Origin of the sequence: Micromonospora arida (genome assembly GCF_003857035.1) — a bacterium.
Taxonomy (GTDB): Bacteria; Actinomycetota; Actinomycetes; order Mycobacteriales; family Micromonosporaceae; genus Micromonospora; species Micromonospora arida.
The window spans coordinates 42899-64520 of the sequence record NZ_QGSY01000275.1 but is presented as its reverse complement, the minus strand read 5'-3'; the positions used below and the strand labels follow the sequence as shown (position 1 = coordinate 64520).

Below are 21622 nucleotides of genomic sequence, written 5' to 3'. Positions count from 1 at the left end.
ACTATGGTTTCCCCTTTATCTCGACGAAGAACGGGTTGCCGAGACCGCCACGGCGAGCAGGATGATCGCGCCCTGGACGGTCGACCTGAGGGCGCCGGAGACGCCGTAGAAATTCATGAGGGCGAACAGCAGTTCGAGGGTCAGCGCGCCGAGCATCGCCCCGACGACCGCGCCGCGACCCCCGCCGAGCGCCACCCCACCGAGGACGACAGCGGTGATCGCACCGAACTCCAGGCCGGCACCGGCCTGGAACGACACACCGCTGTAGCCGCCCAGGAGGATGGCCGCCACCGCCGCCGCGAGCCCGCTGAGGATGAAGGCGAAGGTCCGGGTACGCCACACGCGTACACCGCTCAGCTCGGCGGTGCGCGGGTTGTCGCCGACGGCGACCAGCGTCCGACCGAAGTCCGAGCGCATCAGCAGCACGGCCGCCACCGCCAGGACCACCAGGACCAGCAGCGCGTACGGCACGCGGCCCAGCAGCGGCACGTCCTCGAAGGCCCGCCGGCCGAACCGCCGGAACTCCTCGGAGAGCCCACCCTTCGGGGCGCCGTCGGACCAGAGGTAGACCGCGCCGACGAGGATCAGGAACATGCCGAGGGTGGTGATGAACGACGGCACCCGCAGCCGCGTCGTGATCAGGCCGTTGACCAGCCCGACCAGCACTCCGAAGGCGAGCAGGAGCAGCACCACCGGCCAGGTACGCGCCGGGTCGCTGTCGATCAGCCGGGCGGCGACCACCACCTGAGCGGTGACCAGGGAACCGACCGAGAGGTCGAACTCGCCGGACACGATCACGAAGTACTGACCGGCGGCGAGCAGGATGATCGGTGCCGAACGGCCGAGGAAGGACATCAGCGACTGCGGGGCCAGGAAGTCGGGCTGCCGGATGCCGACGAGCACCAACAGCACCGCGAGGATCGCGAGGATCGGCAGGACACCACCGGGACGCACCCGCGGCAGACGCAGCGGCAGGGAACGGGGCTGGACGGTCTGCATGGCTAGGCCGCCTTTCGCATGGCCCGGCGGGCGTAGACGGCGACCGCGGCGATGATGATGACGCCCCGGATCACCTGCTTGAAGAAGGCGTCGACCTCGAGCTGGTTGAAGATGGCGTCGATGCTGGCCAGCAGCAGCACCCCACCGACCGTGCCGATGACGCCGCCGCGCCCACCGGCGAGGGCGGTACCGCCGATCACCACCGCGGCGATCGACTCCAGGTCGTAGAGGCCCTCGGTGCCGACGCGTGGGGCGCCCGAGCCGAGCCGACTGGCGAGGTAGATGCCGGCGAGCCCTGCGCACATCGAGCACAGCACGTGGGCGGTGACGAGGACCCGGTCGTTGCGGACGCCGGAGAGCCGGGCCACCTCCGGATCCCCGCCGACGGCGACCAGGTGGTGGCCGAAGCGGGTCCGCGAGAGCGCGAACCAGGCCGCCGCGGTGACCGCTATCAGCAGCAGGAACGACACCGGCAGCGGCCCGATGCGCTGGTAGCCGAGCGCGTGCACCAGCGAGGGTGCGGTGGTGCCGGCCGGGCCGTCGTAGCCGTTGTCGAGGTAACCCTTGAGCAGCAGCCCGACGCCGAGGGTCGCGATGAACGCGTTGACCCGGAACCTGGTGACGAGCAGCCCGTTGAGCAGCCCGACGCCGGCGCTGACGACGAGCACCAGGCCGATCGCCGGCAGCACCGCGCCGTCGCTGCCGTTCATCGTCTCGGCCGCGACGAGGGTGCTGAGGCTGATCACGTACGCCACCGAGAGGTCGAGCGAGCCTCCCAGGATGACCAGGGTCTGGCCCACCGCGACGAGGCCGAGGCCGGCGGCCACATGCAGCAGACTCACCGTCGTGGACTGGTTGAAGAGCTGACCCCCGTCGAGCAGGACGACCAGCCAGCCGATCGTCAGGGTCAGGGTCAGGGCCACGAACACGCCCGGTACGGAACGCCGGGCCGGCAACAGCGACAGTGCGCTCACTGGGTCACCTCGGTTCGCGACTGCGGGGCTCGCAAACCCGGCTCACTCCTCGCGCTCACTGGGTCACCTCGGTTCGCGACTGCGGGGCTCGCAAACCCGGCTCACTCCTCGCGCTCACTGGGCCGGCTCCCGCACGGTGCCGACCGCCAACGCGACGACCTCCTCCTCGGTCGCGCCGGCGGGCAGTTCGCCCGCGACGTGGCCGTCCCGCATGACGACGATCCGGTCACTCATCCCCAGCAGCTCCGGTAGATCGGACGAGATCATCAGCACGGCCGCGCCATCACGGGCAAGGCGGCGGACGAGATCGTGAATGGCTGACTTCGCTCCCACGTCGATCCCCCGGGTCGGCTCGTCGAAGAGCAGGATCCGCGGGTTGAGCGCGAGCCATCGGGCCAGCACGACCTTCTGCTGGTTGCCGCCGGACAGAAAGCGGATCTCCTGGTCGTCGCCGGCGCCACGGATCTCCACGGCGGCCAGCAACTCGCGTACCCGGGTGGTCCTCGCCGCCCGACCGGACCGGGCGGCGAAGACGGCCCGGCTGGCGAGCAGCGCGTTGTCCAGCACCGACTGCCGGGGGACGATCCCCTCGCCCTTGCGGTCCTCGGTGACGTAGGCGATGCCGGCCCGCATCGCGGTGCGGGGTGAGCGCAGTCGGACCGGCCGGTCGTCGAGCGTGACGTCGCCGGTCGTGAACGGTGACACCCCGAAGATCGCGCGGGCCAGCGCCGAGCGCCCGGAGCCCTGGAGGCCACCGATACCGAGCACCTCGCCGGCGCGCAACTGGAGGTTGACGTCCCGCAGCTTCCGGTTTCCCGCGTCGCGAAGGTTGAGCCGCACCGGGCCCCGGTCCTCGGGGGCGGCCCGGTCCGGGTAGTAGCTGGACAGCTCCCGGCCGACCATGTGCCGCACCAGCTCGTCTGCGGTGGTGTCTGCGGTGTCCACTGTGGTGACCCGACGGCCGTCCTTGAGGACGGTGATCCGACCGGACAGGTCGAAGACCTCGGCGAGCCGGTGCGAGACGTACAGCAGCCCGATGCCCCGCTCCTGGAGTCGGCGCACCAGCCCGTAGAGCAACTCGACCTCGTGGTCGGCCAGCGCGGCGGTCGGCTCGTCCATGATGAGCAGACGCGCGTCCAGGGCGAGCGCCTTGGCGATCTCGACGACCTGCTGCTGCGCGACGCCCAGCTGCCCCACCCGGGCGTCGGCCGGCAACGTGGTCTCACCGACCGAGGCGAGCAGCCGCGTGGTGCGGTCGAGCATCCCCCGACGATCGACGAGCCCGCGTCGGACCGGCTCGTGCCCCAGGTAGACGTTCTCCGCTACGGTGCGCTCCGGGAGCAGGTTGAACTCCTGGTGGATGATGCCGATGCCGGCCCGCTGCGCGTCGCGCGGGCCACGGAACGTACGTCTCGCACCGGCGAACTCGACAGTGCCCCCGTCCGGGGCGTACCCGCCCGAGACGATCTTCATGAGGGTGGACTTCCCGGCACCGTTCTCGCCGACCACGGCGTGCACCTCGCCCGGCGCGACATCGAGGTCGACACCGTCGAGAACGCGCACTCCGAGGAAGGACTTGCCGATGCCCCGAAGGGTGAGAAGCGGCGTCGGCGGCGGATCTGACATCCCGAAAGCCCTCACAGACAGTAGTCATCGACAAGATTAAATGCCACACTACGGCGGCTTCGAGGCGCTGGACAACAAACTTTCGTGCCAACAGCGAGGACTTACGTTCTTGCGGTGCAAACATTCCCTTGACATCCGCGAAACATCACACGTATGAAGATAGATGTTTGGATGCGGGTCCGCAATCCTCGATCAAGCCCGACCGCAGGCCGGGTCGCGATCGACAGGCGGTGCCGCAGCAAAAGGGGCCGAGCGCGACCGCCGTCCACCGGGCAGGACGTCGGACGTTACTTTGTGCATTGACAGTCTTCGATCTCTAGCTCATCCTGACCTCGTGGACCACGGGACGAGCACCACGGCCACCATCACGCTGTGTGACGTCCCGCAGGTCTGACTGCCGTTGCGGCGAACGGCATGAGGCAGACAAGCGCGCCCGTGTCCCCGCACGTGTCCAGGGTCAACCTGACGCGTCGCAGGGCCCGTGGTCGCAATCCCTACGCCCGCCCAACCTAGGAGACGGCATGCGTCGTAACACATTGCTCATCTCGGTGATCGCCGGCCTGTTACTGGCGCTCGGCCTCGCCCCACCCGCGTCGGCGGCCCCCGCCTTCCGCGCCCTGGTGTTCAGCAAGACCACCGGCTACCGCCACGACTCGATCGCCGCCGGGATCAGCATGATCCAGCAGCAGGCCACCGCGAACAACTTCGAGGTGGTGGCCACCGAGGACTCGAGCGTCTTCACCGCCAGCAACCTGGCTACCTTCGACGTGATCGTCATGCTCCAGACCTCCGGCATGGTCTGGACCTCGGCGGCGCAGCGCCAGGCGGTGGAGGGTTACCTCGCCAGCGGCAAGGGCATCGTGGGCATCCACAACGCCCTCGACATGGGCATCGAGTCCGAGTACCCGTGGTGGGACCAGACCATCAACGGCGGCGCCCACATGCCCGAGCACTCCCCCGGCGTACTCCAGGGCACCGCCATCGTCGCCGACAAGAAGCACCCGTCGACGGCCAGCCTGCCGGATCGGTGGACCCGCAGCGAAGAGTGGTACAACTTCGACGCCAACCCCCGCGGCAACGTCCACGTGCTGGTGACCGCCGACGAGCGTACGTACAACCCGGGATCCCGGGCGATGGGCCCGGATCATCCGATCTCCTGGTGCCGCAACACCAGTGGCGGGCGGGTGTGGGCCACCGCGATGGGCCACGCGATCGGTTCCTACAGCGAGGCGAACTTCCAGAATCACGTGCTCGGTGGCATCAAGTGGGCGGCCGGTAACGCCGCCGGTGACTGCGGCGGCACCGTCTGGGGCAACTTCGAGAAGCGCACCCTCGACGACAACACCGTCGACCCGATGGCGCTGGGCGTGGCACCGGACGGCCGGGTCTTCTACGTCCAGCGCGGCGGCCAGGTGAAGATCTTCAAGCCCTCCACCAACAGCACCGTCACCGCCGGCACGCTCAGCGTCTACACCGGCGGCGAGGACGGCCTGACCGGCATGGCGCTGGACCCCAACTTCGCCACCAACGGCTACATCTACCTCTACCACTCGCCGGCGAGCAGCAGCACCGACGTCAACCGGGTCTCCCGCTACACGGTCAGCGGTGACACGCTGAACACGTCCAGCGGCGTGACGATCATCGACATTCCGGCGTACCGGGACCGGACGTTCCCGGAGCCCGGCCACACCGGCGGCTACATCAAGTTCGGCCCGGACGGCAACCTCTTCATCGGCACCGGCGACGACACGCCGCCGAACCTGGACCCGAACTGGCAGGGTTACGCCCCGCTGGACTGGCGGTCGGGTAAGTCCAACCTGGACGCCGCCCGCAGCGCCGGCAACACCAACGACCTGCGCGGCAAGCTGCTGCGCATCCGGCCCTCGGCCAACGGTGGCTACACCATCCCGACGGGCAACCTCTACCCCCAGGGCACCGCGCAGACCAAGCCCGAGGTCTACGCGATGGGCTTCCGCAACCCGTTCCGCTTCTCCATCGACCCGGCCAACGGCTGGGTCTACCTGGCCGACTACGGACCGGATCGGAACCCGCCCACCACCAACCGCGGGCCCGAGGGCCTGGTCGAGCTGAACGTCATCAAGCAGGCCGGCAACTACGGCTGGCCGTTCTGCCACGGCGACAACCAGCCGTACGCGCCGTTCAACCCGGACACCGGCGTCGTCGGCTCCAAGTTCAACTGCAGCTCGCCGGTCAACAACTCGCCGAACAACACCGGTCTGACCAGCCTGAAGCCGGTCGTCGCACCCAATATGTGGTATGGCTACGGCACCTCGCCGACCTTTACGGAGTTGGGCTCCGGCGGCTCGGCGCCGATGGGTGGCCCGGTCTACCGGTACGACGCGTCGAACCCCTCCGCGACGAAGTTCCCGCCCTACTACGACGGGGTGCACTTCTTCTACGAGTGGGCGCGCAACTACGTCAAGGAGGTGCACTTCGACTCCTCGTCGGCGGTCACCCGCACCAACCCGTTCCTGCCCAACGTGCGGTTCAACAAGCCGATGGACATGGAGTTCGGCAAGGACGGCTCGCTCTACCTGCTGGAGTGGGGCACCAACTTCGGCGGCGGCAACAGCGACTCCGGGCTCTACCGGATCGACTACAACCAGGGCGGCCGGTCACCGATCGTCAAGGCCACCGGCACGCCCACCAGCGGCAGCGCACCGCTGACCGTCCAGTTCAGCAGCGCCGGCACGTCCGACCCGGACGGCAACACGCTGAGCTACCTGTGGACGTTCGGCGACGGCACCACCTCGACGGCGGCAAACCCGTCGAAGGTGTACACCTCCAACGGCAACTACACCGCCCAGTTGAAGGTCACCAACAGCGCCGGCAAGACCGGCTTCGCCAACGTCCCGATCACCGTCGGCAACAGCGCCCCGGTGGTCACCATCACCACACCGGGCAACGGCGGCATGCTGACCTTCGGTGACAAGGTGTCGTACCAGATCACCGTGACCGATCCGGACGGCGGAACCGTCGACTGCTCGAAGGTGTTCCTCAACCCGGCGCTGGGTCACGACGACCACGCCCACGAGACCACCGAGTACCCGGGCTGCTCGGGCACCATCTCCACCGACCTGCTCGGTGGGCACCCCGATGGCGCCAACCTGTTCTACGTGCTGAACGCGCGGTACACCGACAACGGCGGCTCGGGCGGCGGGTCCCCGCTCACCGGCACCGCACAGGCGATCCTGCAACCGAAGCACAAGCAGTCCGAGTACTTCAGCAGCCAGTCCGGCATCCGGGTGGTCGACCAGGCGGCCGCGGAGAGCACCAAGCGCGTCGGTGACATCTCCAGCAACGACTGGATCGCGTTCAACCCGATGAACCTGTCGGGGATCTCGACGGTCAGCTACCGGCTGTCGTCGCCGTCCGGCGGCGGCTCGGTCGAGCTACGGGCCGACTCGCCGACCGGCACCCTGCTGGCCACCACCACGGTGCCCAGCACGGGTGGCTGGGACAACTACCAGTCCACGACACCGGTGAGCGTCGCCGCCCTCGGCGGTACGCACACGCTCTACATGGTGTTCAAGAACAGCAACAACTCTTTCGATCTGGACTCGCACACCTTCGGCGGCAACGGCGTCGGGACACCCGGCACCGGCACCGGCACCGGCCTGGCCGGCAAGACCTACACGGTCACGGCGCAGCACAGCAACAAGCTGATGGACGTCAGCGGTGTCTCCACCGCCGACGGCGCCCAGATCACCCAGTGGGCGTCCACCGGTGGCAACAACCAGAAGTGGCAGGCCGTCGACGCCGGTAACGGCGCGCTCTACCTCAAGGCGGTGCACAGCGGCAAGTGCGTCGAGGTCGTCGGCAGCTCGACCACGGCGGGTGCCTTCGTCCAGCAGGCCACCTGCAACAACGGCAACCAGCAGAAGTTCACCGCCACCGCGACCGGAACCTCCGGCGTGTACACGGTGAAGAGTGTGCTGAGCGGGCTCTGCCTGGACGTCAACGGCGCTTCCACGGCCGACGGCGCCCGGGTGTTGCAGTGGACCTGCAGCAACGCGACGAACCAGCTGTGGCGGTTCACCGCGCTCTGACCCTGCGGCTGTCGCGGTAACAGATGACGTCCCGGTCGGGACCGGTGTCCGAGTAACGGAGCCGGTCCCGACCGGGACGTCGTCGTCACCGTCGCATCCGCGGGTGCAGAGCAAAGGTGGACGTCGTCGTCAGTCAGGCAGGACCGAGGGGAAGCCGGCCGGGCGGCACGGTGAGCAGCCCGGCCGCCGCCAGGTCGTCCCACAGCTCCTCGGGTACGGCGACATCGGAGCGTCGTACCGTCTCGGTGACCTGCGCCTCGGTGCGGACACCGACCACCGTCGACACCACGGCCGGGTGCTGGCGGACGAAGGCGAGTGCCGCCTGCGGCAGTGTCACCCCGAACGTCTCGCAGACCGTGGCGATCCGCCGCGCCCGCTCGATCAACGCCGCCGGGGCCTGCTCGTAGTTGTAGACGGCGTCGGCCGGCGGCCGGTCCCGCGAGAGCAGGCCCGAGTTGTAGACGCCCGCGATGACCACGCCCACCCCCCGGCTCTCAGCGGCCGGCAGCAGGTCGGCGGCGGCGCCCTGTTCGAGCAGGGTGTACCGCCCGGCGCACATCATCACGTCGACGTCGGTCTCCCGGACGAACCGGGCCAGCATCGCCGACTGGTTCATCCCGGCGCCGATCGCGCCCACGACGCCCTGGTCGCGCAGGTCGACCAGGGCCGGCACGGCCACGTGCGCGGCCTGCTCCCAGTGGTCGTCCGGGTCGTGCAGGTAGACGACGTCGATCCGGTCCAGCCCGGTCCGGTCCAGGCTGGCCTCGATCGAGCGGAGTACGCCGTCGCGGCTGAAGTCCCAGACCCGCCGGTGGGTCGCGGGAACGTCGAACCCCTCGGAGTCCCGCAGGTGCGCGTCCTGGGGCGACGGCACCAGGAGTCGCCCGACCTTCGTCGACACCACGTACTCGTCGCGCGGCCGTTGGCGCAGCGCCGCGCCGAGGCGGCGCTCGGACAGCCCGAGACCGTAGTGCGGCGCGGTGTCGAAGTACCGGACGCCCGCCTCCCACGAGGCGTCGACCGCAGAGGCGAACTCCTCGTCCGTCGTCGTCCGGTACAGGTTGCCCCCCTGGGCCGCGCCGAAGCCCAGCTCGGTGAGTCGTAGCTGCGGGCGGCGCGGCAGTGCGCGCGCCATCATGATGGCTCCAACCCGTAGACGCGGCGTGCCGTCCCACCCCAGACCGACGCCTGGTCGGCCCCGTCCCGGCCCTCCAGCAGCTCCGCCAGGGTGTCGACCCACCGCTGGTACGAACTGGCGAGCAGGCAGACCGGCCAGTCCGAGCCGAACATCAGTCGCTCCGGCCCGAACGCGTCGAGGGCGTCCTCGACGGCGGGTCGAAGGTCAGCCGGCGTCCAGTACGGGTGCGGCACCTCGGTCACCAGCCCGGAGAGCTTCGCCGTCGTGTTGGGCGAGGCCGCCAACGACCGCAGGTCCCGGCTCCACTCGGCCATCTCCGGACTGCCGAGCGCGGGCTTGCCGAGGTGGTCGAGGACGAAGCTGACCTCGGGCAGGTCGCGCGTGAGGCGCGCGGCCATGGGGAGTTGGTGTTGGCGTACCAGCAGGTCGAAGACGAGGCCGGCGGCGCCCACCGCCGCGATCCCCCGACGTCCGTCGGGACGGTCCAGGAAGGCCGGGTCGGTCTCGGACTGCACGAGGTGGCGGATGCCGACGAGGCGTTCCCCGCCTCGGGCTGCCCGCAGACCGTCGAGGTGCTCCGCGACGTCGGCGGCGGTCAGGTCCACCCAGCCGACGACCCCACGGACGAGGGTGTCCTCGGCGGCCACTCCCAGCAGGTCGACCGTCTCCGTGTCGGAGGCGATGGACTGCACCACCACTGTCGCTGTGACCCCGGCCGCCCGGGCTGGCGGCGCGAGATCGGCGGGTTCGAAGTCGGCGTCGATGGCCGCCATGGTCACCGGGTCGATCCACGGCTGCGGGTGCCGTGCCCGGACCCAGAGGTGGTGGTGTGCGTCGACGATCCCGGTCTGCCCGGGCTCCTGCGCGCCCGTCATCGGCCCAACCAGCCGCCGTCGACGGGCAGCACCACGCCGTTGACGTAGTCCGACGCTGTCGACGCCAGGAACACGGTGGCACCGCCGAGATCGTCGGCCCGGCCCCACCGCCCGGCCGGGATCCGGCCGAGGATCGCCTGGTTGCGGTCGGGGTCGTCGCGCAGCGCCTGGGTGTTGTCGGTGGCGATGTAGCCGGGCGCGATGGCGTTGACGTTGACCCCGTGGGCCGCCCACTCGTTCGCGAGCGCCTTGGTGAGGCCGGCCACGCCCGACTTCGAGGCGGCGTAACCAGGGACGGTGATGCCGCCCTGGAAGCTCAACAACGACGCGGTGAAAATGATCTTTCCTCGGCCGCGCTCGACCATCGTCCGGCCGATCTCCCGGCTGAGGATGAACTGGCTGCTGAGGTTGACCTCGATCACCTGGTCCCACATCTCGTCCGGGTGCTCGACGGCCGGGGTCCGGGCGATCGTGCCACCGTTGTTCACCAGGATGTCGACCGGCCCGAGCGCGGTGATGTCGCTGGCCAACCGGTGCACGGCCGCCCGGTCGCCGAGGTCCGCCCGCAGCCCGGTGAACCGGCGGCCGGTGGCGCGCACCCGGCGTTCGACCTCGCTGCCCTCCGCTTCGAGCTGGGCGGAGACCCCCACGATGTCGGCGCCGGCCAGGGCCAGGGCCTCGGCCATGGCGAGGCCGATACCGCGCCGCGCCCCGGTCACGACGGCGGTCTGGCCGGACAGGTCGAACAACACCGTCACTGGTTTCCCTCCCGCACATCGAGCAGCACCTTCATGACGCCGCCACCCTCCAGCGCCTCGAAGGCCGCGCCGGCCGCCTCGACCGGCTCGACCCGGGAGATCAGCCGCTGTGCCGGGATCGCACCCGAGGCGACCAACCGGATCGCCTCCACCATGTCGTCGCGCTGATACAGCCGGGCACCCAGGAGTTCCAGCTCACGCCAGAAGAACCGGTGCAGGTTGACCTCGCGGGGCTGAGGATGGATCGCCACCATGACCAGCCGCCCCCGAGTGGTGAGGACGTCGACAGCAGTGGTGACGCCGGCCGGGGAGCCGGACACCTCGAAGGCGATGTCGGCGCCCGCGCCATCGGTACGGTCGTTGACCAGCGCCACGACGTCGGTCGCTCGCGGGTCGACGGCCTCGATCCCGATCCCCTCCGCCACCTCGCGTCGGAACGGGTCCGGCTCGACGAGGAGCACCCGCCCGCCACGGCCCCGGGCGACGGTGGCGATGAGGACGCCCACCGGCCCACCACCGACCACGACCACCTGGTCGTCGGCGGTCACGTTCCCCCGGCGTACGTCGTGCACGGCGACCGCCACCGGCTCGACGAGCGCCGCGTGGTCGAGGGGCAACTCCTCCGGAAGCGGCAGGACCAGCTCCACCGGCACCGTCCAGGAGGACTGCATGGCACCCGGTGAGTCGATGCCGAGGAAGTTCATCGCGTGGCAGACGTGGGAGTTGCCCCGCCGGCAGGCGGCGCAGCGTCCGCAGGGCCGGGTCGGCATCACGGTGACGGCCTGACCGATGTTCCAGCCGGTCACGCCGTCGCCGACGGCCGCGATCCGCCCGGACATCTCGTGCCCGATGATCGCGGAGTCACCAACCCGGGCGTCCATGTCCCCGTGGTAGATGTGCAGATCCGTACCGCAGATGCCGGTGTAGGCCACCTCGATCCGTACCTGGCCGGGGCCTGGTGGCTCCGGGTCGCGGTTCTCGATTCCGAGGTGTCGCGCTCCCCGGTAGACGACTGCCTTCATCGTTCCTCCGTCTCGACGGTCGGTACGTCGGTCGTGCCGACCGGGCATGGTCGTGGGTGCATCGCCGTCGCGATGCACCCACGCCCTTCCTTCTCTGGTGCTCAGCTCAGTGCCGTACGGTCGGCGACACCTCGTTGCGGGAGTTCAGCGACACGACGGGCACCTGGCGGGTGGGGATCACCGCGTCGACTCCGGCCAGCAGCCGTCGTCCGGCCCGCTCCGGCCGGACGTTGGGGCTGTCGGCCGTCTGCGCCTGCGGACGGCGATTGACCGCCCGGATCCGCTCCTCGTCCACCCGGACACCGAGACCGGGTGCGTCGCCGAGGATGAAGGCGCCATCCTCGACGTGCAGGTCGATGGAGACACCAACGGGTGTGTGCAGGTCCTGCAACTCGCTGGTCAGGTGGTTCGGCACCGAGGTCGCGGCGTGCAGCAGACCGACGGGGCTGTTGCCGATCGGGCTGACCGGCAGGTCGTGGGCATGGGCCAGGGCGGACGCCCGCAGGAAGTGGGTGACCCCCCAGACGGCCGCCATCTGGACGATGTCGACCGCACCTGCGGCGATCAGCGGACGGTACTGTTCGAGCCCGGTCAGGTTCTCACCGGTGGCGACCGACGCGGACACGCCTCGGCTGACCGCGGCGAGACCCTCGGCGTCCCAGCGCCGGACCGGCTCCTCGATCCAGATGAGGTCCAGGGTGCGTTCCAGCTCGCAGACGTGTCGGACGGCCTGCTTGCGGGTCCACGCCTCGTTGACGTCGAGCATCAGGCCGGGCCGCCGGCCGTGCCCGGCCTCGGCCAGAACCTCTCTGACCAGGCTGAGGCGGTGTCGATCGCGCTCGATGTCGAGGCCGCCCTTGAGCTTTGCCGCCCGAAGGCCGTGGCTCGCGTAGACCTCGTACTCGGCCACGAGTTCGTCGTCGGTGAGCCCGATGTCCAGGCCGGAGGCGTAGGCGGTGACCCGCCGGTCCCGTCCGCCCAGCAGTCGCCACAGCGGCTCGCCGGCGGCCTGCGCCTTGATGTCCCACAGCGCGGTGTCCAGAGCGCCGATGGTGCCGAACACCGGGCCGGCGTGGCCGGCCTTGAAGGTGTGCCGCAACATGCGGTCGTAAAGGGACGTCACGGCACGGGGGTCTTCGCCCTCGATGGCTGGAAAGATCCGCTCGATCTCGACGTGCGGCCCGAGGCCGACGCCCGTGATGCCCTCGTCGGTGTCGACGAGGACGATCGAGACCGGGACCACCCCGTCGGCGAACACGCCGTTGGCGTCGCCGACGGGGCGCCCCCATTCCTGGACCGTGGTGAGCGTCCGATATCCCGTGATCCGCATGTCAACCCTTCGTGGAACCGGCGGCGACGCCGTCGGCAATTTGGCGCTGGAGGAACAGGTAGACCAATAGGACGGGTATGGCGGCGATCAGCACCCCGGACGCGAAGGTGGGGATGTTGTCGGAGTACTGCCCTCGCAACGAGGTCACCCCGATCATGAGCGTCCGGTTCTCGGCCGAGGGCATCATCACCAACGCCATGAGGACGTCGTTCCAGCAGAACAGGGCGTTGAGGATGCCGACCGACAGCAGCGCCGGGGTGCCCAGTGGCAGCATGATCCGGCGATACACGCCGTACACGGTGTTGCCGTCGATCCGGGCGGCGTCGACGATCTCCGGTGGGATGCCCTTGTAGTAGCTCGTCATCAGGAAGACGGTGAAGGGCAGGAACTGGGCCACGTAGACGAGGATCAGACCCGGGTACGTGTCGATCAGCGCGGTGTCGGCCATGATCCGGGCGAGCGGCACCATGATCACCTGGAACGGGATGAAGAGCCCCGCGAGGCAGCCCAGAAACAGCGCCGACGAGCCACGGAATCGCAACTGGCTCAGCGCGAAGCCGGCCATCGACCCGAGCAGGAGCAGCAGCAGCACCGACGACGTCACCACGACCAGTGAGTTGACGAAGTAGCGGCCCATGCCGACGCTGGTCCACGCCGTGCTGATGTTCTCCCATTGCAGAGTGGTGGTCAGGCCGAACCGGTCCAGGATGTAGTCCCGGCGGGTCTTCAACGCGACGTTCGCGGTGAAGAGCAGGGGGTAGATCGTCGCCACCGCGAGCAGTGACATCGGGATGGCGATCATCCACCGTCCCAGTCGGACGCGGGACATCAGTCCACCTTTCCCGATCGTTCGAGCAGTTTGATCTGCAACATTCCCACGACGAGCATGATCGCGAAGAGGATCGTGGACGCGGCGGACGCGAGAGCCGGGCGGTTCATCTGGCCCTGCTGGATCCAGATGTAGTACTCCGGCAGGTAGGTCGAGCCCTCCGGGCCGCCACTGGTCATCACGAAGAGCAGCCCGAACATCGAGGTCAGCATCCCGATCATCGTGGTCACGAAGACGAACTGGATGGTCCGGGCGAGGCTCGGGATGATCACGTGCCAGACGACCTGGCGCAGCGAGGCGCCGTCCACCCGGGCGGCGTCCAGCAGCGCGGCGTCCAGCGTGGCGAAGCCGGCGAGGAACACCACCAGTGCCATGCCGAAGGTGGCCCAGATGTGCACGCCCACCACCATGAACATCGCGACGTCCGGGTCCCCGAGCCAGTCCACCGGACCGACACCGATCGACCCGAGGACGGCGTTGAGGGGGCCGTCGAAGGCGAGCAGCAGGTTGAAGATCGCCCCGACGATGACCGGCGAGAGCACCGCCGGAAAGAAGTAGACGCTGCGGTAGAAGCGGTGGCCCGGCACCCGGAGGAAGATGAAGGTGGCGAGGAGGCCGGGGATCGCCACCGCCACCGGAAGCAGCAACACCAGCAGGCCGACGTTGCCCAGAGCGGTGCGGAACAGCGGATCAGCGAACAGTTCCTGGTAGTTGCCGAACCCGACCGCTTCTCCGTTCTGGTCACCATCGCCGGTGAAGGAGAAGTTGACCCCGAGGATCAGCGGGTAGAGCCGCAGCGCCACGATGATCAGGACGGCCGGAGCGATCAGGATGTAGGGGGCGTAGCGCTCGGCCCCCAGGCCGCCACGGGTGCGACGGGGACGGGTGCCACCGCGGCGCGCGGGGGAGGTGGCCGCCGGGCCGCCGGCCCGCCCGGCCGAAGCCAGGCGGACCGACGGTTGCGTGTTTCCGATCGGCACGAGGTCAGCCCGCCTGGTCGGAAGCGGCCAACTGCTTCACCACCTCGTCGACGGTGATCGAACCGCTGAGCAGCTGCTGGGAAAGGCGCCCCATCAGGTCGATCGTCTTCGAGGAGAGCGCGACGTGCAGAGCCGGCTTGCCGGTCTTCAGCTCGGCGACGATCGTGGAGGCAGCCGGGCCGGCCTGCGAGACGTCGATCGTGATGTCGGCGGCGATCGCGCCGGCGTCGGCGTAGAACGCCTTCAACGCGTCGGCCGAGGTGAGGGAGCGCACCAGGTCGGCGGCCACCTTCGGGTCCTTCGTCCACTTGGCCACGGCGTAGCCGATGCCACCGTCGTACGGCAGGCTCGGGGTGGTGCCGGCGGTGACGACCGGGGCCTTCATGACGCCGAGCTTCTCCGCGGTGAGGAACTCGTTGAAGGACTTCCAGTGCCCGACGTCGGACATGAGGCCCATGACGTGGGCGGCCTTGCCGGACTGGAAGGCTGCGAAGGAGTCGTTGAACATCGCGGTCGAGTTGGCCCCGTCCGTGTTCATCTTCTTGTCACCGGCCTCCTTCCAGGTCTGGAAGATCCGCTTGACGTTGGGGGAGTTCCAGTCGCGCTTGCCGGCGATCCAGGCGTCGTACTCCTGGGCGGTGAGAGTGGTCGAGCCCAGGCTCGACATCCAGAACTGAATGCCGACGCCCTCCTTGTTGCCGAGGGCGAAGCACTTGGAGCTGGCCTTGGCGATGGCGGCGCAGTCCGCTACGAACTTGTCCCAGGTGGTGGCCGGGCTGGCCGGGTCGAGGCCGGCCTTCCGGTAGATCTCCTTGTTGTAGTAGATCGGGTAACCCTGCAGCGTCACCGGGCCGCCGTAGACCTTGCCGTCCTTGGTGAACGCGTCCCATCCGGCCAGCCGCTGCTTGTCCTCGGCGACGTAGTCGGTGATCGGCACCAACGCGTCCACCCGGTCGCGGATCTGGCCACCGCCGTTGAACATCATGACGTCGGGGCCCTTGCCGGACTGGATTGCCGCGCCGAGCAGGGTGTAGTACTGGTCGAACGGCTGCGCGACGAACTCGACCTCGACGTCGGCGTGCTTCTTCTTGAAGTCGGCCTTGGCCTTGTCCAGATAGGATTTGGCGAATGGCTCGCCGGACTTCCAGTCCCACACGACCAACTTGCCATCGGAGCTGGTCGACTTGCCCGAATCGCTAGCACTTCCACAACCGGCCAGGGCCAGGCCCACAACGAGGACGGCCGACCACATCGCGCGCTGTCTCATCAGTTGTCACCTCTATATGGGGGGTGGCCGGCGGGTGCCCCGCTAGCCAAATGTTGACCGGAAGGTAACTCGTATGACGTGTTACGTCAACGGTCGGCCGTACACTGATCCGGACGTCGTGCCACGGCGAGCCATCGGAGGGGGACATGACGCCACCGCAGGAAACAGCCCTGAACAGCCCGGGGACCCCGGCATGGGTGCGTCGGCCGACCAACCTCGCCAGGGCGGTCACCGCCGAACTGGTGGAGCGCATTGTCCGCGGCGTACACCCGTCCGGGTCGTCCCTACCCCCCGAGCCGATCCTCTGCGAGACCTTCGGCGTGAGCCGGACCGTCGTCCGGGAAGCAGTGAAGATCCTTCAGGAGAAGGGGCTGGTGCAGGTCCGCCAGGGCGCCGGCACCATGGTGACCCCACCAGCACACTGGGACATGCTCGACGAGCTGGTCCTCGCGGCGACCATCGCGGTGGACGACAGCCTCGCCATCCTCGACGACCTGGTCGTCACCCGGCGGGTGCTGGAGTCCGACATGGCGAACGTCGCCGCCCGCCTCGCCGACACCGAGACCATCGATCGGCTGCGGGCCATGGTGGACCGGATGGACGAACTCGTCGACGATCACGTCACCTACCACGACCACGATCGGGCCTTCCACGACACGATCATGCAGGCATCCGGCAACCGCATCGCTCGGGGCGTCGTACGCGCGCTGGAGAGCCAGGTCATCAACACCGCCCGCTACATGGGCCGGACCGAGCGCGCGCTGTGCGTGGCGTCCAACCAGGGTCACCGACGCATCTACGAGCGCATCGCCGCCCACGACTCCAACGGCGCCGCCGAGGCGATGTTCACCCACATCACCGAGGCCTGGCTGGTCCGCCGCAGTGGCTCGGGGAGCCCCGTCCGCCTCGAACGCTGACCGTCACAGGCAACGGACGGCGCCCGCCCCCGAGGTACGGGGGGGCAGGCGCCGCCAGCTGAGGCCGACAAGAGTCACGAGAACTGGGCGAAGAACCTCCAGATCTCACCCTTGGTCCAGGTCGTGATGCCGCTCTCGGCGTAGGTGCCGTCCACCGGGCCGGGCATGTGGCCGTTGTCGTACGCGGCCCACTGCACCGGGTATCCGGCCCGACAACCCGAGTAGGCGGTCGTGATGTGGGTACGACTGCCGCCGGCCGGCTCGCGCGGGCTCTGCGCGGTGCAACCGTTGTTGCGGACGAAGGTGTCGCGCAGCGCTCTGCCCTGGGAGATGTTCAGGACGTTGTCCGTGATGCCGTGCAGCCCGAAGTACGCGATCGGCTGCGTACCGCCGCTGCACCCGCTGATCTGCGCGCCGGAGATGACCGCGACGGCCCGGAAGACGTTGGCTCGGGCGCAGGCGACGGCGTAGCTCATGCCTCCGCCCCAACTGAAGCCGAGCGCGAACCGCTGCCTCGGGTTGACGCAGAGGCTGCTCTCGATCCGGCTGATCATGTCGTCGACGAAGGTGATGTCCTCACCGCCGGAGTTGCCCCAGCCGTTGCCGAACCCCTGGGGCGCCACCAGGATGGCGCTGTTGTTCGACTGCTCCTGCTGCCCGTAGTAGGACCAGGCGGTCCCGCTGGTGCCGCCGGAGGAGATCTCCTGCATGGTGCCGCCCCGCCAGTGGAAAGCGAAGATCAGCCGGTAGGGGTTGCTGTTGTTGTAGTTGGCGGGCACCCGAAGGATGAAGGTCCGGCTCTTGCCATTGCTCTGGATCGTGTGCGTGCCGCTGGCCAGCGTCGGTGTCTTGCCGCACCCGCTACCACCCGTGGGTGGAGGGGTGGTGCCACCGTCGACGGCGACGAGCTGCCACTGCTGGTTGGTGCCGCCCCAGTCGGCGTACTGGACGATGTTTCCGCCGTCGGCGGTGGACGCGCCCTGCACCTCGACCGCCTTGTTGCTGTTGCGGTTGATCAGCCGAACGTAGCCGCCGTCCGAATCGGCCAGCCGGAACTGCTGGTTCGTCCCGTTGAGGTCGGACCACTGCACGATCGCGCCGCCGTCGGCGGTGGAGAAACCACTGACGTCGAGCACCTTGCCCGAGTGCCGCGACTTGATCCGGTAGTAGCCACCCCCGGAGTCGACGAACTGCCACTGCTGGTTGACGCCGTTGTTGCGCGTCCACTGGCTGATCCGCGCCCCGTCGTTGGTGGCCGAGCCGTACAGGTCCAGCGCCTTACCGCTGTTGCGGTTCACCAGCACGTAGGAGGCATTGGTGTCCACTGTCGCTGCCGCCGCGGGCGCCGCGTTGACCGCGACGAGTGCGCTGGCTGCCATGACCGCGGCCGCCGCCGCGGCCAACCCTGACCGCCAGCGAGATCTTTGTCGAGAGGCGGGACGAGCCTCACCGAGGGCTTTCATGGTCCACTCCTTCGATCGGGGTCACCCACGAGCGGGAGCGCCCGCGCGTGCCGTGGCGTGCGTGCCGGGTCCTGGTGGTGGCGTATCGATCCGCGCGGTCGTAGTCAGCCGCGACCTGGCGGTCACGGCGGCCCGCCCCGGATGGGGCGGGCCGCCACTGGTCACACCTCGCCGGGGCGGGCGCCGGACGGATTCAGAGGGCCGGCAGCCAGTCGATGGCGGCGGTCGTCAGCCGATCCGGACCAGTTGCCACTGCTGGTTGTTGCCGCCCCAGTCGGCGTACTGGACGATGTTTCCGCCGTCGGCGGTGGACGCGCCCTGCACCTCGACTGCCTTGTTGCTGTTGCGGTTGATCAGGCGTACGTAGCCGTCGGACGAGTTCGCGAGTCGGAACTGCTGGTTCGTGCCGTTGAGGTCGGACCACTGCACGATCGCGCCGCCGTCGGCGGTGGAGAAGCCGCTGACGTCGAGCACCTTGCTGGAGTTACGGGACTTCACCCGGTAGTAGCCATCCCCCGAGTCCACGAACTGCCACTGCTGGTTGACGCCGTTGTTGCGCGTCCACTGGCTGATCCGCGCCCCGTCGTTGGTGGCCGAGGCGTACACGTCCAGCGCCTTGCCGCTGTTCCGGTTGAGCAACACGTACCAGGCGCTGGTGTCCACCCCGGACCCCGGCGGGGGCGTGGTGGGCGGGGTCGAGCCGCCGTTGAGGGCGTCCAGAACGGCGGTGTACGCGGCCTTCTTGTTGCCGTTGCAGTCGAACAGCAGTGCGTTGTCCGAGCCACGCCACGAGTCGCAGTCCCGCACGCCCCAGGTGGTGATGCCGGTGCAGCGCGAGACGGCCAGGCAGGCGCGGGTGACGGCGCCGTAGATGTTGGCCTGGTTGCCGCCGGTCATCACGTCCAGTTCGGTGATCTGCACGTCCACACCGAGATCGGCGAACCGCTGGAGGTTGGCCTGGTAGTCACCGGCCAGCGAGGTGCCCAGGTGCGACTGGAAACCCACGCAGTCGATCGGCACGCCACGGGACTTGAAGTCCCGCACCATGTTGTAGATCCCCGTCGACTTCGCGTTGATCCCATCGGTGTTGTAGTCGTTGTAACACAACTTCGCACCCGGATCCGCAGCCCGCGCCGCCCGGAACGCCGCCTCGATCCAGTCGTTGCCGGTGCGCTGCAGGTTCGAGTCCCGACGCCCACCGCTGCCACCATCGGCGAACGCCTCGTTCACCACGTCCCAGGCATAGATCTTGCCCCGGTAGTGCGTCGCGACCTGCGTGACGTGGTTGATGGCCGCGTTTCGCAACGCGCTGCCCGACATGCCCTGCGCCCAGCCCGGCTGCTGCGCGTGCCACAACAGCGTGTGACCCCGCACGCTCATGCCGTTGGCCTGCGCGTGGCTGACCAGGCGGTCACCACTGGAGTAGGTGAAGGTGCCCTGCTGCGGCTCGGTCGAGCTCCACTTCATCTCGTTCTCGGGCACGACACTGTTGAACTCACGGTTCAGAATGGTCGTGTAGGCGCTGGTCGACAGCTTGCCGACGGCGACAGCCGCGCCGAAGTAGCGGCCCTTCTCGGCGGCGGCCGCCTTCAGGGTCGTGCCGGCACCGGATGCGGGGGTCAGCGCGACCGTCATGCCGGTGGTGAGGGCGACGGCCATGGTCGCCGCCGCCAGCATCGTTCTCATGGGTTTCATGGCGTTCCTTTTCAGTGGTTGCATCGGTGGTGGTGATGTGCCACTTCACTCGGGGCGACCGATCGGGACGGTCTTCCTGGCCGCCCGGCATCAGCACGCACGGTCCGAGAGAGCTGTCGCCGGCAACTGCCGGGTCCCGAGGTGACGGCCGCATGCCCTTGCGGACGTCGTGATCGGAGGTACGACCCGTGCGGCTCGCCCGGTGAGCCACGGGAACGATCGTCCTCTATATCGAGAGTGAGCGATAACATGCCGTACGTCAAGACGTAACGGGCCGTTCACGCCGACCTCCCGGAACGCCGCGTTTCGCCCGGTACCAAACGCCCGGGGCAACAGTGCTCAACCGCCGCGCGACCAGGTGACGAGTCGTACCGCCGTGCCACCTGGATCGCTTCAGAGGGCAATCCTGTTATCGCTCACAGTCGTCAGCCGGCAGCGGCTGCTGGCGGCTCACGAACACCCGGTGGCCGTGCCACTCGCAGACGGCTGCGCCGGTTCGACATCGGCGCGTATGCCGGCGACGAGGTCGGCGGTGGTGTGCGCCTCGATGCCGGGCTGCGCGGCGTCGGCGAACCGCTCGACGACCGCCCGGACGTGTCGTTCGGCGGGTGCGGCGAGGCCGTCGTAGACGGCCTCGAACAACTCCCGCGCCGGCCGCCTGAGCCACTCCCGTGGAAGGAGTTCCACTGGCAGCTGCGGGTCGAGGACCGGGAAACGTCGGAAGGTGTCCATGACCTCGGTCCGGGCCCGCACCGCCGCGGCACCGTCGACCTGCCCGGACACCACGGCGGGCAACAGTGGTGTCCAACGACGCAGGAACGCGTCGTAGCTCCGGCTGATCGCCTCGATGTCCCAGGCCTCGATCGGCGCGCGGTGAATGGCCGAGGCCAGCGCGCTCTGCCGCCCACGAAACACCGTCACGGCGCCGAGGGTGAGCCGGTCGAGCTCGGCCCGAGCGGCGGGAGTCAACTCCTGCGGCGAGATCCACAAACCGTCGTACAGCGGCGCGTAACCGAGCCACCGGAGTTGCGCCCGCAGGGCCCGGCGCTGCGTACTGCGGTCCTGCGGCAGCGAGAAGGCGACGATCGTCCAGCGACCGTCCCACCGGCCCGTCGAGGTGGTGGAGGCGAGAATCCAGTGCCCTCCGGCGGAGAGATTGGCGGCGGCGGCGCGGCTGAGCCGGTAGGAGCTGCGTCGCCCCAGTCGGCTGCCCTCCAACACGCCACGGCGGGCCAACCGGCTGATCGCGGTCCGCGCTCCGGCCGTCGTCACGCCAGTCTCCCCGAGCAGCGCGACGATGGCGGCGGACGGGAGGGCGACCCGGGTCCGCAGCGTGTAGTCGGCCAACAGGGTCACCGCGACACCCTGGGGTGAGTTGCCGACCTGCCGGCGGGGCAGCCGGAGTGGGTGGTCGCCGTCGTCCGGATAGATCTCGTCGATGTCGAAGAGGCTTGCCACAGGCGCTCCGTGCTCCTCGGGGACGGTATGACGACTGTAGACGGACCGGCGCGACCTGCTGCAAATAGAGCATCCTCGATTGACACTTGTTGGTCCGCAGGGAACACTAATTGCTACGCGACGCCATCCGAAGCCGGGCTGGGCGAGCCACAGGTAGCGGGCATCGTGCGATCACCGCGGGAGTCGGGCAGACCCGCAACCGGATCGCACGACCAATCCAG

16 protein-coding genes are annotated in these 21622 nt (G+C 69.0%); 2 read left to right on the top strand and 14 right to left on the bottom strand.

Annotated features, from left to right (window positions below):
* Positions 1 to 15: 15 nt before the first annotated feature.
* The 3 genes from DLJ58_RS27720 to DLJ58_RS27710 all read right to left on the bottom strand — a co-directional run bounded on the left by DLJ58_RS27720 (position 16) and on the right by DLJ58_RS27710 (position 3599).
* Positions 16 to 999 carry an ABC transporter permease gene (locus DLJ58_RS27720; protein ID WP_124860634.1) on the bottom strand — a complete coding sequence of 328 codons (984 nt, stop codon included), beginning with the start codon at positions 997 to 999 and terminating at the stop codon, positions 16 to 18.
* Between the two features lie 2 nt (positions 1000 to 1001).
* Complete coding sequence (locus tag DLJ58_RS27715) at positions 1002 to 1973, bottom strand: ABC transporter permease (protein WP_124860632.1); 972 nt, start codon at positions 1971 to 1973, stop codon at positions 1002 to 1004.
* A 114-nt stretch (positions 1974 to 2087) separates the two neighbouring features.
* Positions 2088 to 3599, bottom strand: coding sequence for a sugar ABC transporter ATP-binding protein (locus DLJ58_RS27710; protein WP_124860630.1), 1512 nt, complete (start codon positions 3597 to 3599; stop codon positions 2088 to 2090).
* Positions 3600 to 4120: 521 nt separating this feature from the next.
* On the opposite strand from DLJ58_RS27710, the gene DLJ58_RS27705 reads away from it, so the two are divergent.
* Positions 4121 to 7669, top strand: coding sequence for a ThuA domain-containing protein (locus DLJ58_RS27705; protein WP_124860628.1), 3549 nt, complete (start codon positions 4121 to 4123; stop codon positions 7667 to 7669).
* 133 nt (positions 7670 to 7802) lie between these two features.
* Here the strand turns inward: DLJ58_RS27705 and DLJ58_RS27700 are convergent, their stop codons facing one another.
* The 8 genes from DLJ58_RS27700 to DLJ58_RS27665 form a co-directional block, all read right to left on the bottom strand.
* A complete protein-coding gene (locus tag DLJ58_RS27700) occupies positions 7803 to 8807 on the bottom strand; it encodes an aldo/keto reductase (protein WP_124860626.1) in 1005 nt (334 codons plus the stop codon).
* Positions 8804 to 9682: an amidohydrolase family protein gene (locus DLJ58_RS27695; protein ID WP_124860624.1), complete on the bottom strand. Its 879-nt coding sequence runs from the start codon at positions 9680 to 9682 to the stop codon at positions 8804 to 8806. The genes DLJ58_RS27700 and DLJ58_RS27695 overlap by 4 nt, the downstream gene beginning before the upstream one ends.
* Positions 9679 to 10440, bottom strand: a complete 762-nt coding sequence (gene kduD, locus DLJ58_RS27690) for a 2-dehydro-3-deoxy-D-gluconate 5-dehydrogenase KduD (RefSeq protein ID WP_124860622.1) — start codon at positions 10438 to 10440, stop codon at positions 9679 to 9681. Before kduD ends, DLJ58_RS27695 begins: the two co-directional genes overlap by 4 nt.
* Positions 10437 to 11462, bottom strand: a complete 1026-nt coding sequence (locus DLJ58_RS27685) for a zinc-dependent alcohol dehydrogenase (RefSeq protein WP_124860620.1) — start codon at positions 11460 to 11462, stop codon at positions 10437 to 10439. Before DLJ58_RS27685 ends, kduD begins: the two co-directional genes overlap by 4 nt.
* A 106-nt stretch (positions 11463 to 11568) precedes the next feature.
* Positions 11569 to 12792: a mandelate racemase/muconate lactonizing enzyme family protein gene (locus DLJ58_RS27680; RefSeq protein ID WP_124860618.1), complete on the bottom strand. Its 1224-nt coding sequence runs from the start codon at positions 12790 to 12792 to the stop codon at positions 11569 to 11571.
* Position 12793: 1 nt separating this feature from the next.
* Positions 12794 to 13621, bottom strand: coding sequence for a carbohydrate ABC transporter permease (locus DLJ58_RS27675; protein WP_124860616.1), 828 nt, complete (start codon positions 13619 to 13621; stop codon positions 12794 to 12796).
* Entirely contained in the window at positions 13621 to 14601 is a 981-nt protein-coding gene (locus DLJ58_RS27670) for a carbohydrate ABC transporter permease (protein WP_208741361.1), read from the bottom strand. Before DLJ58_RS27670 ends, DLJ58_RS27675 begins: the two co-directional genes overlap by 1 nt.
* A 4-nt stretch (positions 14602 to 14605) precedes the next feature.
* The gene (locus DLJ58_RS27665) at positions 14606 to 15868 is read right to left on the bottom strand and encodes an ABC transporter substrate-binding protein (RefSeq protein ID WP_124860614.1); all 1263 of its coding nucleotides are present in this window, start codon (positions 15866 to 15868) and stop codon (positions 14606 to 14608) included.
* Positions 15869 to 16014: 146 nt separating this feature from the next.
* Between DLJ58_RS27665 and DLJ58_RS27660 the strand changes: the two genes are divergently transcribed.
* A complete protein-coding gene (locus tag DLJ58_RS27660; RefSeq protein ID WP_124860612.1) occupies positions 16015 to 16785 on the top strand; it encodes a FadR/GntR family transcriptional regulator in 771 nt (256 codons plus the stop codon).
* Between the two features lie 74 nt (positions 16786 to 16859).
* On the opposite strand, the gene DLJ58_RS27655 is transcribed toward DLJ58_RS27660, so the two are convergent.
* From DLJ58_RS27655 to DLJ58_RS27645, 3 genes are all read right to left on the bottom strand, one after another.
* Positions 16860 to 18248 (bottom strand): RICIN domain-containing protein, encoded by a 1389-nt coding sequence (locus tag DLJ58_RS27655; RefSeq protein ID WP_124860610.1) that lies wholly within the window; start codon positions 18246 to 18248, stop codon positions 16860 to 16862.
* 228 nt (positions 18249 to 18476) lie between these two features.
* Entirely contained in the window at positions 18477 to 19943 is a 1467-nt protein-coding gene (locus DLJ58_RS27650; RefSeq protein WP_124860608.1) for an endo-1,4-beta-xylanase, read from the bottom strand.
* 450 nt (positions 19944 to 20393) lie between these two features.
* Positions 20394 to 21401, bottom strand: a complete 1008-nt coding sequence (locus tag DLJ58_RS27645; RefSeq protein ID WP_124860606.1) for a PaaX family transcriptional regulator — start codon at positions 21399 to 21401, stop codon at positions 20394 to 20396.
* Between the last annotated feature and the right edge of the window lie 221 nt (positions 21402 to 21622).

Bases quoted from the DNA above. Each gene is read 5' to 3' on its own strand.
- DLJ58_RS27720 (WP_124860634.1), bottom strand. From the start codon at position 999: ATGCAGACCGTCCAGCCCCGTTCCCTGCCGCTGCGTCTGCCGCGGGTG.
- DLJ58_RS27710 (WP_124860630.1), bottom strand. From the start codon at position 3,599: ATGTCAGATCCGCCGCCGACGCCGCTTCTCACCCTTCGGGGCATCGGC.
- DLJ58_RS27705 (WP_124860628.1), top strand. From the start codon at position 4,121: ATGCGTCGTAACACATTGCTCATCTCGGTGATCGCCGGCCTGTTACTG.
- DLJ58_RS27700 (WP_124860626.1), bottom strand. From the start codon at position 8,807: ATGATGGCGCGCGCACTGCCGCGCCGCCCGCAGCTACGACTCACCGAG.
- DLJ58_RS27695 (WP_124860624.1), bottom strand. From the start codon at position 9,682: ATGACGGGCGCGCAGGAGCCCGGGCAGACCGGGATCGTCGACGCACAC.
- DLJ58_RS27685 (WP_124860620.1), bottom strand. From the start codon at position 11,462: ATGAAGGCAGTCGTCTACCGGGGAGCGCGACACCTCGGAATCGAGAAC.
- DLJ58_RS27680 (WP_124860618.1), bottom strand. From the start codon at position 12,792: ATGCGGATCACGGGATATCGGACGCTCACCACGGTCCAGGAATGGGGG.
- DLJ58_RS27675 (WP_124860616.1), bottom strand. From the start codon at position 13,621: ATGTCCCGCGTCCGACTGGGACGGTGGATGATCGCCATCCCGATGTCA.
- DLJ58_RS27665 (WP_124860614.1), bottom strand. From the start codon at position 15,868: ATGAGACAGCGCGCGATGTGGTCGGCCGTCCTCGTTGTGGGCCTGGCC.
- DLJ58_RS27660 (WP_124860612.1), top strand. From the start codon at position 16,015: ATGACGCCACCGCAGGAAACAGCCCTGAACAGCCCGGGGACCCCGGCA.
- DLJ58_RS27655 (WP_124860610.1), bottom strand. From the start codon at position 18,248: ATGAAAGCCCTCGGTGAGGCTCGTCCCGCCTCTCGACAAAGATCTCGC.
- DLJ58_RS27650 (WP_124860608.1), bottom strand. From the start codon at position 19,943: ATGAAACCCATGAGAACGATGCTGGCGGCGGCGACCATGGCCGTCGCC.